Consider the following 16,711-nt stretch of genomic DNA (forward strand, 5'->3'; position numbering starts at 1 on the left):
ATAAGACTTTTCAGGAAGATAATCGTCGAATGCTATTCACTTGTAGTACCGCTCCCGTTCACCTAAACGAAAGTTTTATCTTATTTTATATTTTAAATTTAATATAAAAAGTAGTCCCTTCTAATCCCGTCTGAATTTCAATGGTTGCATTGTGGCGGGCGGCAATCGCATAACATATGCCTAGTCCCAATCCCGTTCCATTATCTTTGGTCGTGAAGAATGGGGTACCCAGCTTATCTAATATTTCAGGCGGGATGCCTTCTCCTTGATCCCGCACAGCAAGAACGACATATATTTCTTCTTTATACGTGCCGATAGTTAGAACTTTTCCTGTCTCCATCGCCTCTAATCCATTGCGGTATAGGTTGATGATTAATTGCCGGATCTCATTACGATTTAAAAGTAATTCTGGTATGTCCTTCGTATCAAATTGAATCAGTTTATTTTGGCTAATTGTGTCAATTTTGATTAATGGACTAATATCTTGGATAATTGAATTTAAATTTAACATTTCTAAATCGGACGTCCTTGTATTACCTATGGAGAGAAATTCGGTAATGATCGAATTGGCACGGTCAAGTTCTTCAATCATTAAATCAAAGTAATGATGATGTTTCTCAAATTCATCGTCTTTTTGTAATAACTGTAAGAATCCGCGTACGGTTGTCATTGGATTTCTAATCTCGTGGCTGATACCAGCCGCCATTTGCCCGATTAAATCTAAGTTTGATAATCTTCTCAATTCCTTCTCATAGTTCTTTTTTTCAGTGATGTCTTTAATAAGACAACAAATCCCCTCGTCATACGGATAAGCAACTAATTCGTACCAATAATCATCAGAGGTTGAGGAAGCTTCGAAATGTACGGATATTCGCTCCAACATCGCGCGATGAAATTCTTTATATATGTCTGTATCCCTAAACTTGGGGTAGACTTCCCAAATATTCTTACCTAATACCTCTTTTTCTGTTTTTCCCTGTGGCAAATATTGATGTTTATTTAAGTACGTAAATTCCCACTCTTTATTCAAAGTAAAAAATCCATCCGTAATACTTTCAATGACATTTATAACCTTTTCATTCGCGGTAGCTAGTTCCTTTGTCCGTTCTTCTACCATGTTTTCAAGCTGATCCACATATAACAGGTTTGAAAATGTAGGCGCCGTAGCATCAACAATTGATTGCGCTAGTTGAATAGTGGCTTCGGAGTAATGGGGAGTTTTCTCTTCTATATTGATAACAGATATAATCCCTAATACTTCCCCCATTGAAATCAATGGAATCATAAGTAGACCCTTCATATCTACACTTAAGGTAAAAATCATCTTTTTTGTATGGATCACTTTTCGAATTATATCTTCATAGCTTAGGTCCATTTTTAAGTTATTAAGGTTTTCATTCCAATCCGCTTCTGACCAGATGCAATCTTTATTTACCTTCGTTAAGCTAATGGTTTTCTTTTTAAATGGGTCGAGGAGGTGAGCGGCAATATGGTTACTATCTAAAATCTTACTTAAGTAGTAAAAGCATTTGTCTAGACTTTCCTGACTCGAGGAACACATCGATAAATCACGTGTAACATCAAGTAATAATTGCTTTTCAGCAATAAGATTTTCCTTTTGGTTAATATTATTTGCATTTTGAATGGCGACTGCCGCCATATTTACATACGCCTCAACACTTTGAATTTCTAACTCTGTTAAATTCATTGGAGTTCCATAATCAAATAAAAAAACAAGACCAAATAACTCTTGCCCATATGATATAGGCAGAGCTAATAACGATTTAATTTTAAACGCTTCAACTGGCCCCGGATCTGGTCGATGATCCTTTGACGTATCGGGGATATAGATGGTTTTTCTCGTGTCTATCACTTCTTTAGCCAGTAAATCTTTCTCAGGATCAATAACGAGCATATCAAGAGTGACTTCATTCATCATTTCTGGTTTGCCGACAAAGCCTCTAAACGTACCATCTTTCTGCGGCAAATAAATACCGATAGAATTACATTGAACGATCTCTTCTGATATTGCCTCCATTACACGCTGCAATACTTCATGTAATTCTAACTTTGTATTAATGACTTTTGTTATATTCGCGAGCCTATAATATCTCGTCTGTTCACTTAACATCACAAGGTCTCCAATCATAGGCATTTTGAAATCCAACATTATAATTTTCAATTTTAAATCAAATTTACACTACTTCCAATTTTTTACCCGCACTCTTTAAGTCTAATATAACATGGAAAATCTATTTTACTAGGGCAATTTACTGTAACGTTTGGTTGGGTTACTGCAACGATTTATAGTGTAATAGTTGAGGGATTTTTAACACCAAGGGGGTTATAAGGAACGGGGCTGGGACAATTTTTTATCAAATCAAAATACGAATGATAGCAACTGCAAATAACTCGCTTCGCAAATATACTTCGCTTTCCGCAGGTGACTGTTTAAGCCTCGGGCCAACAGGAGATTGGTCACGAAGCCGTTGCCGAATGCTTCGTTCCTTAAACGGGGACTGCGGGGTCTCACCGATAGAATTAAGATAATACAAATAGCAATTCTTCTCCTTTGAAACTTTTACCACTTTCTTTCGTATACACTATGAAATTAAGTAAATGGTTTATTGGTAATAAATCTTAGCTCAATGAAATAGCCGAATGCGAGGTGAATGTGTATGAGGAAAAAATCATTAAAATTAAATAAAGACCCGAACGAAAAACGACTACGAATCATTTTTCGCTTTTTAATGGTCATTATTGTTTTGGTTATAATAGGAAGCACTTTTATTGTATCAAATAGGTTTGCGACGGATCTTTATACAGCGTTCGTCCATGACTTCATTGGAACGTCCTTTTTGTTGGCTACTGGTTTGACATTCTGCTCATTTTTCCTGTATCACATTTTTATGATTATCATTTATAACCCTCAGGGAATCAAAAAATCAGCGGTGATCAAATTCGCGATTGGTGGGATATTCACTTTAATAATTACCATATTTTTAATAATTTTCGGTTTTACTGAAGCAAATAAATCTATTCAGGATATGAAAAATCATACAAATGGCGAATGGCAAGTCAAAGATTTATTAGTTACGGATATATATAGAGGATCTCGTCCTTCTAAGATTGTACTGATTGAAACGACTGAAGGCGAAATGACACTCTTTTTTGAGGATTTTTTAATATATAAAGGTGAGAAGTATCGTTTCACTTATTTAGATGTAACAAACACGATTATCAAGGTTGAAAAAATTACAAATTAGAATTCCGGTAGTAATCAGCAAAAAGACACCCACAAACGTTGATATTTAAACATTCGTGAGTGTTTAATTAAACCCTGATGGCTTTAATTTCTTCCTCCACGGGCATTTGATCTTGCTTTTCCTTTTTGTTGTTCAGGTGGTCGTTTAGCTACATTATTTCTCTTTTCTTTAGGTGCTTCTGAGTCCTTTACCATGTTATTCCCTCCGTTGTCACTTTAGCTATTATTGGTATATGGTGATTGTTGCTTTTTATATTTTGGTTCAATAGCAACAATGCTGTATTATAGTAACCCCAAAGTATTAAATTATTCCTCGATTATTTAGGTATGTCGGAAGAGGTAATATTAAATTCAGCGCATTTGACAAGTATTACAAAGGGTCAGGCGTCTATTGGCTTACACAATGAATGCTTGACTCTCTTCCCTTTCATTTCATGCGAAAATAAAGCATGACAAAATGCCCCGCTCAAGCTATGATAATTGTAAAAATATTTAGATTAGGGGGAGTGAATCTTTGAAACTTCGTGTCTCTGCTATTCAATATCATATGCATGATATCCGTTCCTTTGATGATTTTGCAAAACAATGTGAGCATTATGTACGCAATGCTCAAGAATATGAATCGGAATTTGTACTATTTCCTGAACTTTTTACAACACAACTCATGTCAATCGGTAATGAGCAAGGCAAGGCACTGGATATTACTGCGCTGCCAGCATTTACAGAGCAGTATAAAGAATTGTTTACAAAATTAGCGAAAGAATCCAACATGCATATCATTGGTGGAACGCATATTATTGAACGTGGTGGCAGCTTGTATAATGTTGCTCATCTTTTTTATCCAGATGGGAAAATTGAGGAGCAAGCGAAATTGCATATTACGCCTTTTGAAATTGAAGGATGGAATATGGCAGCTGGGGAAGAGTTGCGGGTTTTCGACACAGCGAAAGGCCGCATCGCCATTTTAACGTGCTATGATATCGAATTTCCAGAAATCGTCCGGATGGCGAAAGCAAAAGGTGCCGATGTCATTTTTTGCCCGTCTTGTACGGATGATCGCCATGGCTTCCATCGCGTACGTTATACAAGTCATGCGAGGGCGATTGAAAACCAAGTATATGTCGTGTTAACGGGAACAGTCGGTTCGATTTCCGTTGATTTGATGCGGGCAAATTTTGGGCAAGCTGCAATTATTTCACCTAATGATATCCCGTTTCCGCCACAAGGCTTGCTAGCAGAAGGTGAACTGAACCACGATATGCTCGTGACCGCTGATTTGGATTTGTCTTTATTATACGAGGTGCGGGAAAAAGGATCTGTCACGACATGGCGTGATCGCCGAACTGATTTATATGTTGATTGGGAAAGTGGAGAAAAAGATGGCTTATCATAAGGAGCTGTTTGCATTTGATGATGGCAAGCCAATTCCAGTCATTATTCGCAATTATAACGCTGACGATTTCGAAGGGATGATCGAATTGCAGGCGGAATGCTTTCCACCGCCTTTTCCTTCCGAGCTTTGGTGGAATGAAAAGCAGCTTCAAAATCATGTTTCCCTTTTTCCGGAAGGGGCAATCTGTGTGGAGAGCGATGGGGAACTTGTCGGTTCGATGACAGCTCTTCGTGTGCAGTTTGACCCAAAAAATCCGCACCATACATGGGAAGAGATGACGGACAATGGGTATATCCGTAATCACGACCCGAAAGGCAATACGCTCTATGTTGTCGATATTTGCATTAGCCCCCGTTACCGGAAATTAAAACTCGGGCAACAGATGATGCAGGCGATGTACCAAACGGTCGTTGCGCTTAAGCTTGAGCGGTTAGTTGGCGGAGGACGTATGCCAGGATATCATCGTTACGCAGATCGAATGACTGCGAAGCAATATTCACAGGCTGTCATCACTGGCGAAGTGGTTGATCCTGTCGTGACATTTTTACTGCGATGTGGACGTATGCCGCTTGCACTCATTGAAAATTACCTAGATGATGCAGAATCGCACAACTACGCTTTATTAATGGAATGGAAAAATCCGTTTCTCGGATGAGGAGGAGTAAAATGGACTATATTCGTATTACAACAATTGAAGACCCATTATTTGCAAAAATGCATGCATTATTAGGTAAAATTTTCCCGCCTGAAGAAGTGCTGGAATTTGATTTATGGAAAGAACCGTTGGAAGACCCGAGCATTCGAGTGTTCGTTGCAGTCTATGAAGGAGAAGTAGTAGGGGCAACTGAATATCGCTATTATCCCGCATGGAATATCGCCATGACCGATTTTACAATCATCGGAGAGTCAAATCTAGGGATAGGCCGCTTCTTGGCAGTGAAACGTGCGGCAGATCTGGCGAGGCTTGCTCAAGAAAATGGAAAAGTGCTATATGGCATGTTTGCCGAAATCTATGATCCGTACGAACGTGAGGATTTCGCCTTCGGCGGTGTGATGGCAATGAACCCGTATGTACGCCGCGAAGTTCTTTCACATCTTGGCTATCAACGCCTTGATTTCCCGTACGTGCATCCTTCTTGGAAAAATGACGGCGAAGCGATTGAAGGGCTAGATTTCTGCTTTATGCCAACCGACGATTCTGTCACGGAAATTGATGCGAATTTAGTCGTCGACTTCCTAACAGATTATTATTCCGTACTTTCCAACAAACCTGCACGTTGGATCGACATGATAGACGAATTGAAGATGAAAGACAAAGTGCAGTTGCGACCGCTTTAAGTGGTGCCTGTCATTTCCCAAATTTTGTTGATTCATTCAGGGAGTGACAGGCATTTTTTTATCTGGATATACTGGGTGTCGTTGCAAATAATAAGATGGAAGGTAAAACATTAAGCGAGGTGAATGTGTATGGAACAGCAGCAACAACCTAAACAGAATGTGAATTCAGGTTCTATGATGAAATCAGGATTTGCCGGAACTGATGCCCAAAAAGTAAAACAGGAAATTAAAAAAGATGTAAGTCAAGGACAAGGTGCGATGACTTCGCGGGAAGCGGGAGCCATGCGCGATTAAAGATCCACTAAATTCGGTAATTTTGGAGCAAAAATGCCTGTCCCTCAGTATATAAAGGATAATCGTACTCAGGGGCAGGCATCGTTATGATGGTATTTTATTATTCGCTTTGGTTTTAAAATAAGTTTTGTTACGTACTAGGTGGCTTAAGGGGTGAACGTAGAAGGCGTAGTGGTGTTTTCCTTATATCATTACTTATTTTTAATTTGTTTTCTTATGGTTCTTTTCCTCGTTCTAAACCTTAAACGCCTAACTAGAGAAAACCATGTCTCACCAAACGACACAAATCTCAGTTACTTTTTTTAAATACTACTATTCCCGAAACTGAATCTACTAAACATTCATCCGTTAGTAATTTAGGGAGGCTTCCGAAGACTTATCTAGAAATCGTATTTATTTTATTCATAAGTTCCATCCTACTGTTTACCTTAATTTTTATAAAGATTGACTTTAAATGATCTTGCACGGTATATGTAGAGATTGAAAGTTGATTCGCCATACATTTCGTTGATTTTCCCTCGATTAATAGCTCTAATAATTCATATTCTCGATCTGTTAATTCATAAAGATATGAAAATAGCATTAAAGATTCATGGAATTTGATTCTCTCGATTAACAAAGCAATTTGAGAAGACGAACCAAATAACGGACTAACATTTAATGTCATAAAAGAATGGTTAAATGCATGGATCAAAATTTTTGAAGAACGCTTCTTTCCTTGTGAACAAATCGCACGAATTGGTCTTGGTAAACAATTATTTTCTAAAAATTCTTCCTGTCTTAACCATTCTAAAAAATTGAATCCTGTTTGATTAGTAGAAATAATATTTAATTTTTGATCTAGAACAATGAGACCGGTCCCAATGGAGGTATTCTCTGGTCTACTAACTAGTTGATATGAACGGGAAATTGATTCCTTTAATCCCTTAGCAATCGACGCCAATGTTTCTTTTAAGTAACCTATTTCTGTTTGAGAGAATAGCCCTTGTTCTTTCGTACGATACAACGTTAAAAAACCGTAACAGCGGTTTTTATAAACTAATACCGCACGTAACTCATCAATAAAACCAGCAGGTGATAAAATTTCGCGAAACCTCTTACTTCTCACTCCCTCTCCCCTCGTGCCTTCAAAAATTGAATTACAATAGGTTTTTCCCTCGAACAATTCAATATAACGATTCATATCCTTTTCTATATATTCATTTTCAAATAATTGGGGATGCAATACTTCGATGCGTTCGTCTGTAATCGCACCAGTAGATAATAATGTCTGGGGATCAACAGTAGTAAAACAATAAGCTTCATAAGGAATCCGGCGCTTTATTTGTACTAAAATCTTTTTTCGAAAATGGTACGAATTGTTGGATGGATATACTTGCAGTAAATGCATACACATTCCCCCTCTACTAAAAACCCCCTATTTATGGGATAGGTATTTAATTTATAGTTGTTTATTATTATAACTGAAAATGATTCTCATTAAATTATAAATGAGATTTATAGAAAAGGAAAATGTCCCTATGAGTTGAAATGGCATCAGTTTATAAAACAACGAATTTATGTAAATGGAAAATATCGTGATGGTAGTAGTTATCGGTGGACAAACTGGAATTTGGGCTTCATTTAATACTTCTCGCATTCATATTCAAACAGATAAGGTATTAGCCTGGACCATTGTTATTGCAATTCTTGGTATTTTCATTGAATCAATTATTCAGAAGTTGGCTTTATCCTAACAAAGATTTTCAAATACAACAGCTACTTGAAAAAATAGGATTAGTTGAAAGGAAAAATTTGTATCCTTCTCAGTTAAGTGGTGGAATACAGCAACGTGTTTAATTGGCAAGGAAATTATTATTGGAGTCGGTACTTTTATTACTAGATGAACCATTTAAAGGACTAGATTCAACAACGAAAGAACAAATGTACCAACTATTACTCAATTATTGGCATACACATAAACCAACCGTTTTACTAGTAACACACGATGAAAAAGAAGCCGAAAGACTTTCACATCGCATCGTGCATTTATCGGGAAACCATCCCGTTCATTTATTAGAGGAGGTATCTATTATAAGATGAATTTAAGTTGGCATGATAAACATGTAAAGATGTATGATCAACAAATCGCTAAAAAAATTGCCGGATATGATTTGTTATACGACCTAACAAATCATTTTATTTCTAAACATCACCAACCGATTCAAAAAATGCTTATTATTGGTGCAGGGGGTGGTCAAGAATTATATTCATTCTCAGCTGTTCTGCCAAACTGCTGTTTTACAGCAGTCGATTCTTCTGAGCCAATGTTGGCAAGAGCGAAAGAACGAATGGAACAAATAGGAAACCACGTTGAGTATGTATTAAGCAATTGGCAAGATTATGAAGGGACTACCCAATTTGATGCGGCAAGTTGTCTACTAGTACTTAATTTCATTGAAGGAATAGAGCAGAAAACACAATTTCTGAAGAAAATTTATGATTCCCTGAAGCCTGGTGCTGTGCTATTTATTGCGACAATGATGAATGATGACGAATATTTTATGAAACTGCATCTAAGCGCTTGGAAAAATTATATGCTTCAGCAGAAAGTTGCAAATGAGCATGCAACAAAGTTTGAGGAAACGTATGAAAAATCCTATCATTTACTACGAGAAGGCGAACTAATTTCCCTTTTATCCTCATGTGGCTTTACATCTGTTGGACATTATTTCCAATCCTTTTTACTAGCAGGCTATATCTGTATAAAGGGAGATTCGAATACCCATCAGTAACGATTTTGATCCAGTTGGCAACATCATTTACCGTAAGATAGACTGTTTCAAAAAATATATGTAGCCCATCGAAGGCATTGATGAAAGTCGAAGCTCAGGCAATTTGAAGATTCGAGCAATAGCATACTCCGTTTCTAAAATCCAAAAATTAATTCTTTAAGAGAGAATTTAGATAAAAGGAATCAGCTCAACTACGCATCAGCATAATTGAGCTGATTCTAATATCCAGCAGTGGCTTAACTTAGCATCAAAACTCCCGCTTATTTGAGCTCCCAATACCGTTTTCATCTGGCAACTAATAAATGTGAGACGCTACTACTGATTTGAGTTAAACATTTCTCCTTATCCAATTATTTAATATGTTTTTCTCATTCCCCTAGCCTTTCCCAAATTAAGCTGAATAGCTACAAAATCCTTATATTTACAAGTGTTACAGTCTTCAGTACAGCTTTATTCAGCAATTCCCCTCATATTTATTAATGGACATTCATCTCCAATAATATATAATTGATATTGATAATCATTATCACTACACGAACCTATATTTATTTACATATTGAAAAGGCAAGTAAATAGGAGGTGCAATCATGGAAGTAACAATGATTGAGATATGTGACTGGTGCAAGTATACCATCGAAAAAAATTTTATAGAAAATGATGATGACAGTCATCATACTACCTGTCCTTGTTGTGGCTTAGATGTTTTAGAAATCGATGAGATATAGTGTTAAAAATAAATAAAAAAGGAGATATTCAGTTGGAGAGCTATAAAAGATCCCTTTCGAATCACACAAACATTTCATTACTTTTAAAGGAGATAAAGTCATGATTCAACATTTCATTGCAAAAGAAACGTTTACACACCAAATCGAATGTTTTTGTCCAGGCAATATACACTCAACTTCGCTAACTATTAACAAAATGGACATACTCGAAGTCCGTGAACAAAGCTTCACTTTCAATAATGGATGGTATGTTCAAGCTATAATTAATAATCATGGATGTTTCTATATAGCCCTTGAAGATTTAGATCAATATTTTTATCAAGGAAAGCTTATGTCTGTTTTTGATTTAGAATTGGATTTAAATTATTTGCAACTTCAAATAGATAAAGCTCTTGTGAAGAGAGACGAAGAGCTATTTTTAAAAAGTACAAAGCAATTAAAAGAAGCAACTGCATTGAAAATGCAGATCGAGAACTTTTTAAATAACGAATTCGGAAGTTATTACTTACAATAATCATATCTAAAGGGTTGATTGAAATGAAAGGTACATCAGACAGAATGATAGATAATGAGAAACAGTACATTATTCAGCAATTACTAAACATGGAATTTTATAAATCACCTGATGATCGCCAGTTATATGAGTTAACATTACAAGAATTGAAAGATGAATTTAATAAATACTTGGGGATCTTTTAGCTAATTGGAGGAAGATTTTATGTGAAATTCTCTAATTGAAACTAAATGAAATATATCCAAACAGAAGAAGCCAAAGACAGCGCATTGTATCTTTGGTTTCTTCTATTTCGGATAGTACTATTCGAATATTAAAGTATCTTGAAAATTGGGTTTTATTTGAGCTTGGAGTTGAAGTTCTAATACTACTAGCTAATTCCAAATTAATTTGTCCACATTAAGGACCGCGACGCAAATTTTAAAAACGTTCGCCCCTTTAAACTCTCGAAAGACTAAGTTTAACTAGGCGTTATCCTCCGCCTTGAAATTTTTTCTTCGTACATCGTTTGATCTGCCGCATCTATGATTTCCTCAACAGTGGTAAGTGTACCGGGCTTATAGTAAGAGAATCCGTGGCTAGCTGTAAGTTCATAAGGCTTTTGCCCTGACAAATTGAAACGATGGAAATCTCGTTTAATATTCTCCCATATCTCTTCCGCTTCTTCTTTACTTTTTCCGAAGAAAATGATGATAAATTCGTCACCACCCAATCGGAATAGCACATCACCAGGGTCGATATTACGGTTGATGATATCGCAGCTTGTCTTGATGAGATCATCTCCAACTGAATGACCGAGGTTATCATTGACTGCTTTTAACCCGTTTATATCAATATAACAAACAATGAATTCTTGTTGATAAGGTCCATGAATTTTATTTTCCAGCAGGACCATTCCACTCCGCCTGTTCATCACACCTGTTAGCGTATCGTAAGAGGCATGCTTTAGCAGTTCTTCTTCCTTTATCTTTAGGTCGGTAATATCAGTAACCCCAATTAGAATGCAGGGCTGATCCAAATACTCGATCAATTCTAGGCTTAGCAAGGCCCATTTTTTTAGATCGGGGCTTATTTGATACTCCAATTCATAATTTTTAATACTTTGATGCTCGTCCAGCATTTTTAAAATATCCTGCTTTTCGCAAGAATTTGCGAATAAAAATTTGCCATCGATTTTCGTCATGTCTTGATCCTGCAAATGATAATAGTCAATTGCCTGATAATTGATGAGCAAAATTTCACCACTTTGTAGGTTTGTAAGAATCAATGGGTTTGGATTCATATGAAATAATCTTCGAAAACTCTCAGTATTTCTTCTTAACTTGCATTTATTATCAAAGTCCCTTCTTCGCAGCCTATAGAACATAAATGCAATCGTGTAGGAAATAACGGCCGTCCCGGTTGAATTGATCATTTTTGTAATCAGCGAGAAGTTGTTAGGGTCCATAAAGAATAAGCCAATCAAAAAATAAATGTGATTCATGCAGAAATAGATTAAAAGCTTACCAGGCTGAATAGGGAACATAACAGCAGCCCCAAGTAAAATAATGATATAAGCATAAATATTACCATTTAATAACTGGCTGTTAATAGAAGCCGTCGCGCCAATAAATAGAAATAAAACAGTGTAAATATGGATGATGACGCCTTTAGGCGCACTTTTGTAAAAATAATAAATGAGAAGAAAAATAATAGAAAGCAAAAATCCTGTAAGGTGAATAGAGGCAAGAACCCATCTATATAGATGGACTGTCACTTTATTTAATAGAAAAAAGTCAGCGTAAAAGAAGCCGGGATATGTGAAAATGAGCATAAAAGAAACCAATTTAAGTCGTTCAAAAAATAACCCATCGGAGTACGCACTAAAATCTTTTTGGTCATCGATACTTTCAATTGAAGATAATCCCATTTTTCAAATTCCTTTATTTTATTTAAAATAATAAAATATATTATACACTGTGAGTCACTAAAATAGATCCCTTTTACTAACTAATTTTTAAATCAGAATCAATATCACTATTTTTAAATGGAATGATCCTCCATCTTTAATAATGGCTGTCTTTTAAAATCACACCCCTCCACCTATTTTGGCAAATCCATTATTAATCATTTTATAATAAATATGTGAACAATAAATGCTTTCACCTTCAAAGCCGAAAAATTCATTAAAAAAACACCTCAATTGTGGTTAATTGAAGTGTGTATGTTCATCAAATATTAACAACTTTTTTTAAGTATTCTTTGTAAATCGCTTTGTAATTATCAATCATTTCCAAATAGTTTTCAATTGATACGTATTCGTCTATTTGGTGAGGTAAATCTGAAACACCAGGGCCATAGATTACAAGGCCGAATTCATTGTCAGATTTAGTAAATGCAGCTGCGTCTGTCGTTGGTGAAATTCCAGTCACAGGCAATTCTCGATTTGAAACAGCTTGGATAGCTTTAATTAGTTCAGAATCAGATTTAGATTCTACAGGGTAAATATCATAATCAACGAGCAATTCTAAGTTAAATCCTTCCTTTTTGTTCAAGTCATCAACAATACTTTGTAACAATGCTTTAACTTTGCTGTTATCAAATTCAGGAATTGTACGAATATTACCTTGTAATGTTGTAATAGCAGGAATACTGTTAACTTGACCCCCGCCATTGATGATTGTAATAGAATGAGCCGTTTCACCTAATACATCATTTTTATATTTGCTAGTGATTTCTTGCATTTCTGCATTCGCACGAGTCACAAACTCATTAATATTTGCGATTGAGTTAATACCTTCTTTAGGCATTGAGCTGTGGGCAGATTTACCACGAGAAACAACTGTATAGTTCATTGAACCTTTATGAGTATAAATCAATGCTGGGCCAGTTGGTTCACCAATAATCAATCCATCAAGATCATCTGCATAACCTTCTTTAGTTAATTGCTCAGAACCTAATTCACCGACTTCTTCACCAACAGTTCCCATGAATTTCAATGTACCGTTGATGTCTACGTTTTCTTCTTTCATTTCAATCATAGCGATCGCTAAAGCTACTAGGCCAGATTTCATATCTGTTGAACCTCGGCCGTATAATTTGTCACCTTCGATTTCAGCTGAGAATGGTGGGAATTTCCACTCGCCTTCGTCACCAGCTGCTACAACATCTTCGTGTCCGCTAATACCTAAAACTTTACCGTCACCTTTTTTGTAAATGGCTACTAAGCTTTCGCGGCCTTCACTATATTTTACTTTTTCAGATTCAATTCCATATTTGTGGAATAGATCTGCTAAGTAATCAGCTACTTCTGATTCCTTATCGTTTACTGATTTTATTTTTATTACATCTTGCAAAACTTTAATGCGCTACTCTTTATTCACTCTATTAGTCCCCTATCGTTTATATATTCTGGTTCACACCCGAAAAGGCAAATTGACTATTTTCCATACTACATATCGCATTTCTTTCTCTGAATAAATCGTTAGTTTATTTCCTTTTTATAACAGATAATTATAAAAACGCCTTTTTGAGTAATAATCAATATAATATTGCTTCTCATAAGAATGACTTTTGATATGTTAGTCATAACATACGATACCCCCATAATGAAAAAAGTATTCGAAAACAGGGGAACATTTAGGATGCAAATTATCTGCTGAATCACTTTCAGATCCTAGTATTGGCAAGGGAGGCAGGAGATATAAAAGAGTAGATAGAAAACTCGTTTCTCCTTGCACGTGGAAAAAATGGGAAAGATTTGTTTACAACAAAGGGAAAACTCTATTAAAATGACAAAATAACCTTTTATGATTTAACTGTTCCTTTATCGGACATTTTTTTATGTAACTTAAAATTTACAGATTTTTACCAAAAAAAAGACACAGGAACACTCCTGTGAAAAAATTTAATACTGAAAACTATACTTCTTGTTGTTTTAGTTTATTAGAGAAACCTCATTTACTTATGATACGGTTCACTGTGATGGTTTTAACTACAAATTTTGCAGCATAGACAAAAGTGGCACAACAATACATTTATATAACCTTAATCCCCATCCGGTCAGATGGGGATCATTTCACACTTATGCAACAACCATGAAAGTTTTATCAATCTATTATTTTTCTTGATCTGCTTCTGGATAACCTAAGATGTAAGCAGTAATCGCACTGATCACAAAAGTAACACTGATACCAATCAAGTAGTAAACAATGGTATCGCCGAAAAAGACTGGTAGACCGCCAAGTGGATTAAGACCAAAGCCGGAATTTTTCACCTGGAAAAGCCCCATAATGAATCCACCGACTGCGCCACCAATTAAAACGGAATAAATGGTTTTCTTATATTTAATTACAACACTATAAAGTCCAGGCTCCATTACTCCAATTAAGCCACTAATTGTTGAAGATAAAGCGACAGCTTTAGTGGATTTGCTTCTTACTTTCAAGTACACTCCAAACACAGCACCAGCTACTGCTGTATTTCCAGCGGCACAAAGCGCCAAGATGACATCATACCCGTTCGTAGATAAATTTTGCAGCATAATCGGAAGCAACCCGTAATGCATACCTGTAAGAACAAGTAATGGATACAGAGCACCTAGAATAGCACCCGCTACAAAAGTTAATTTACTATACATAAGGCTAAAACCTGCTGAAAGCATGTTCCCGCCTAAAATCCCTAGTGGACCTATCACAATTAGAATGACAGGTACAATAATTAATAATGTTAATAAAGGTGTAAAAATAATATCCAATGTTTTTGGCATCCATGATTTGATAAATCTTTCTATATAGGACATCAACCAAATGCCAATTAAAATGGGGAGTACACTAGAAGCGTAATTCATCATTGTAAAGGGAATACCGATAAAGTCTATTTTCACATTACCTTCCGCCACAAGCCCCGCAAATACTGGATGTAATAAAATCGCCCCTACTGTCGCTGCAACCATCGGATTACAACGGAACTTCTTCGCAGCATTAAATGCTAATAAGATGGGCAAGAAGCTAAAAACAGCATCAGATATTACATTCAGAATGATGTACGTATTCGTTTGATCAGACATCCAACCAAATGCAGTTAATAATATTAACAAACCTTTTAACATCCCAGCCCCAGCAATCGCAGGAATAATAGGAACAAAAATACCTGATAAAATATCAAAGAAGCGATCTAGCCCCTTCTTGTTGTCACCGCCTTCTTCTAAATCATCATTTTTTCCGATCAATGCACTCACTTCATTGTAAACGGAACTCACTTGGTTACCGATAATGACTTGAAATTGACCTCCGTTATTCGCTACTCCTAAAACCCCTTCAATCGCTTCAATTCCTTTCTTATTTCTATCTGCAATTGCCGGGTCTTTCAAAACAAATCGCAGCCTTGTCATACAGTGGATAACCGATTGGATGTTTTCTTTCCCTCCAACACTTGTGACAACTTCTTCTGCAAGCTTCCTTTGATTCATCCCCATCTTCCCTTTCACTATAACGGTTTCCTTATTTTTCGTCCTGCTCTATAAATTCTTGTAGCCGTGATCTCGAATAGATAATGAGCGTATCTTTGTAATGATGCTCATATCCATTACCTGCAAACGACTGAAAATATCGATCATTTGCGGAATTTATTTTCATATCCTCTAACGATGCCAGTAGATCGTCAATAACAGAGTTGTCAATTGGAATAGCACCGTGCGCTGGGTAAATATTTAAAATTTCATCTTTTCGTTGTTGTAATTTCTTATATGAAGCTTTCGCCATACTAAATGGAGCTTGTTCATTCGACAGAGCAAAATACCAAATATTATAGCGAGTTACCATATCACCGCTAAATAAATCTTTGTTCACTGTATCTAAAAGGGCGATACATCCATATGAATGTCCTGGAAGATGAATGACTTCAAGCACCTTCCCTCCCAAATCAAATCGATCTCCCTCTTTCACAAATTTATAATTGACATTTTTTACAGTTGTGTTCAAGTAGGCCTCATAATCAATATGATTTTTTAATTCCGGCAATTTTTTCAAGCGATAATCTAGTGCCACTTTTTTCATTTGTGGATTGTCATTTCGAAACAATTTACCTAAGTCTAGCTCATGGATATATACTTCATTAAATCGGCAATTGCCAAGGGCGTGATCTGGATCTCCATGGCTGTTCACAACAATTAATGGTAAATCGGTGATTGATTCAATAATTCCTTGAATATTTTCATAGCCGTACCCCGTATCGAATAGAAGCGCTTTCCTTTCACCTACTAATAAATAGCAGTTCGTTGAGCCCGCTTCCTTTATGCAATAATTTCCATTACCTAACTCGTACACTTTATTCACTTCCGTACTCTTCATTTCTCCCCCACCTTTCTCTCTTTATTTATAAAATATGATAGACAAAAACGCCATTTAGTTTTTTTATCTGTACATCGAG

The 16,711-nt window shown here is 36.1% G+C and carries 17 protein-coding genes; 11 read left to right on the forward strand and 6 right to left on the reverse strand.

From position 1 onward, the window contains the following. Positions 1-85: 85 nt before the first annotated feature. Positions 86-2,131: a GAF domain-containing sensor histidine kinase gene (locus tag KHA95_RS03345; RefSeq protein WP_213136026.1), complete on the reverse strand. Its 2,046-nt coding sequence runs from the start codon at positions 2,129-2,131 to the stop codon at positions 86-88. A 547-nt stretch (positions 2,132-2,678) separates the two neighbouring features. Between KHA95_RS03345 and KHA95_RS03350 the strand changes: the two genes are divergently transcribed. The 5 genes from KHA95_RS03350 (at position 2,679) to KHA95_RS03370 (ending at position 6,290) form a co-directional block, all read left to right on the forward strand. Beyond that, a complete protein-coding gene (locus tag KHA95_RS03350) occupies positions 2,679-3,266 on the forward strand; it encodes a hypothetical protein (RefSeq protein ID WP_213136027.1) in 588 nt (195 codons plus the stop codon). A gap of 513 nt (positions 3,267-3,779) precedes the next feature. Beyond that, positions 3,780-4,658: a carbon-nitrogen hydrolase family protein gene (locus tag KHA95_RS03355; protein WP_213136028.1), complete on the forward strand. Its 879-nt coding sequence runs from the start codon at positions 3,780-3,782 to the stop codon at positions 4,656-4,658. Next, positions 4,645-5,313, forward strand: a complete 669-nt coding sequence (locus KHA95_RS03360; RefSeq protein WP_213136029.1) for a GNAT family N-acetyltransferase — start codon at positions 4,645-4,647, stop codon at positions 5,311-5,313. The genes KHA95_RS03355 and KHA95_RS03360 overlap by 14 nt, the downstream gene beginning before the upstream one ends. Before the next feature lie 11 nt (positions 5,314-5,324). After that, on the forward strand, positions 5,325-5,996 hold the full coding sequence (locus KHA95_RS03365; protein WP_213136030.1) for a GNAT family N-acetyltransferase: 672 nt from the start codon (positions 5,325-5,327) through the stop codon (positions 5,994-5,996). 129 nt (positions 5,997-6,125) lie between these two features. Then, positions 6,126-6,290, forward strand: a complete 165-nt coding sequence (locus tag KHA95_RS03370; RefSeq protein WP_213136031.1) for a hypothetical protein — start codon at positions 6,126-6,128, stop codon at positions 6,288-6,290. A gap of 376 nt (positions 6,291-6,666) precedes the next feature. On the opposite strand, the gene KHA95_RS03375 is transcribed toward KHA95_RS03370, so the two are convergent. After that, on the reverse strand, positions 6,667-7,680 hold the full coding sequence (locus tag KHA95_RS03375; protein WP_213136032.1) for a helix-turn-helix transcriptional regulator: 1,014 nt from the start codon (positions 7,678-7,680) through the stop codon (positions 6,667-6,669). 190 nt (positions 7,681-7,870) lie between these two features. Between KHA95_RS03375 and KHA95_RS03380 the strand changes: the two genes are divergently transcribed. The 6 genes from KHA95_RS03380 (at position 7,871) to KHA95_RS03405 (ending at position 10,488) form a co-directional block, all read left to right on the forward strand. Next, on the forward strand, positions 7,871-8,026 hold the full coding sequence (locus KHA95_RS03380; RefSeq protein WP_213136033.1) for a hypothetical protein: 156 nt from the start codon (positions 7,871-7,873) through the stop codon (positions 8,024-8,026). Positions 8,027-8,147: 121 nt separating this feature from the next. Beyond that, the gene (locus KHA95_RS03385; RefSeq protein ID WP_213136034.1) at positions 8,148-8,372 is read left to right on the forward strand and encodes a P-loop NTPase family protein; all 225 of its coding nucleotides are present in this window, start codon (positions 8,148-8,150) and stop codon (positions 8,370-8,372) included. Further along, entirely contained in the window at positions 8,369-9,064 is a 696-nt protein-coding gene (locus tag KHA95_RS03390) for a class I SAM-dependent methyltransferase (protein ID WP_213136035.1), read from the forward strand. The genes KHA95_RS03385 and KHA95_RS03390 overlap by 4 nt, the downstream gene beginning before the upstream one ends. Before the next feature lie 587 nt (positions 9,065-9,651). Continuing rightward, positions 9,652-9,789 carry a hypothetical protein gene (locus tag KHA95_RS03395; RefSeq protein WP_213136036.1) on the forward strand — a complete coding sequence of 46 codons (138 nt, stop codon included), beginning with the start codon at positions 9,652-9,654 and terminating at the stop codon, positions 9,787-9,789. Between the two features lie 100 nt (positions 9,790-9,889). Beyond that, positions 9,890-10,303, forward strand: coding sequence for an IDEAL domain-containing protein (locus KHA95_RS03400; protein WP_213136037.1), 414 nt, complete (start codon positions 9,890-9,892; stop codon positions 10,301-10,303). Positions 10,304-10,326: 23 nt separating this feature from the next. Further along, complete coding sequence (locus KHA95_RS03405) at positions 10,327-10,488, forward strand: Fur-regulated basic protein FbpA (RefSeq protein WP_249316482.1); 162 nt, start codon at positions 10,327-10,329, stop codon at positions 10,486-10,488. Positions 10,489-10,763: 275 nt separating this feature from the next. On the opposite strand, the gene KHA95_RS03410 is transcribed toward KHA95_RS03405, so the two are convergent. The 4 genes from KHA95_RS03410 to KHA95_RS03425 all read right to left on the reverse strand — a co-directional run bounded on the left by KHA95_RS03410 (position 10,764) and on the right by KHA95_RS03425 (position 16,632). Further along, entirely contained in the window at positions 10,764-12,212 is a 1,449-nt protein-coding gene (locus tag KHA95_RS03410; RefSeq protein ID WP_213136038.1) for a sensor domain-containing diguanylate cyclase, read from the reverse strand. A gap of 301 nt (positions 12,213-12,513) precedes the next feature. Then, on the reverse strand, positions 12,514-13,638 hold the full coding sequence (locus KHA95_RS03415; RefSeq protein ID WP_249316484.1) for an ArgE/DapE family deacylase: 1,125 nt from the start codon (positions 13,636-13,638) through the stop codon (positions 12,514-12,516). A 761-nt stretch (positions 13,639-14,399) separates the two neighbouring features. Beyond that, positions 14,400-15,752, reverse strand: coding sequence for a PTS transporter subunit EIIC (locus tag KHA95_RS03420; protein ID WP_213136039.1), 1,353 nt, complete (start codon positions 15,750-15,752; stop codon positions 14,400-14,402). Between the two features lie 31 nt (positions 15,753-15,783). Next, entirely contained in the window at positions 15,784-16,632 is an 849-nt protein-coding gene (locus KHA95_RS03425; protein ID WP_213136040.1) for an MBL fold metallo-hydrolase, read from the reverse strand. Between the last annotated feature and the right edge of the window lie 79 nt (positions 16,633-16,711).

The organism is Bacillus sp. FJAT-50079, from assembly GCF_018343515.1.
Taxonomy (GTDB): domain Bacteria; phylum Bacillota; class Bacilli; order Bacillales; family Bacillaceae_C; genus Lederbergia.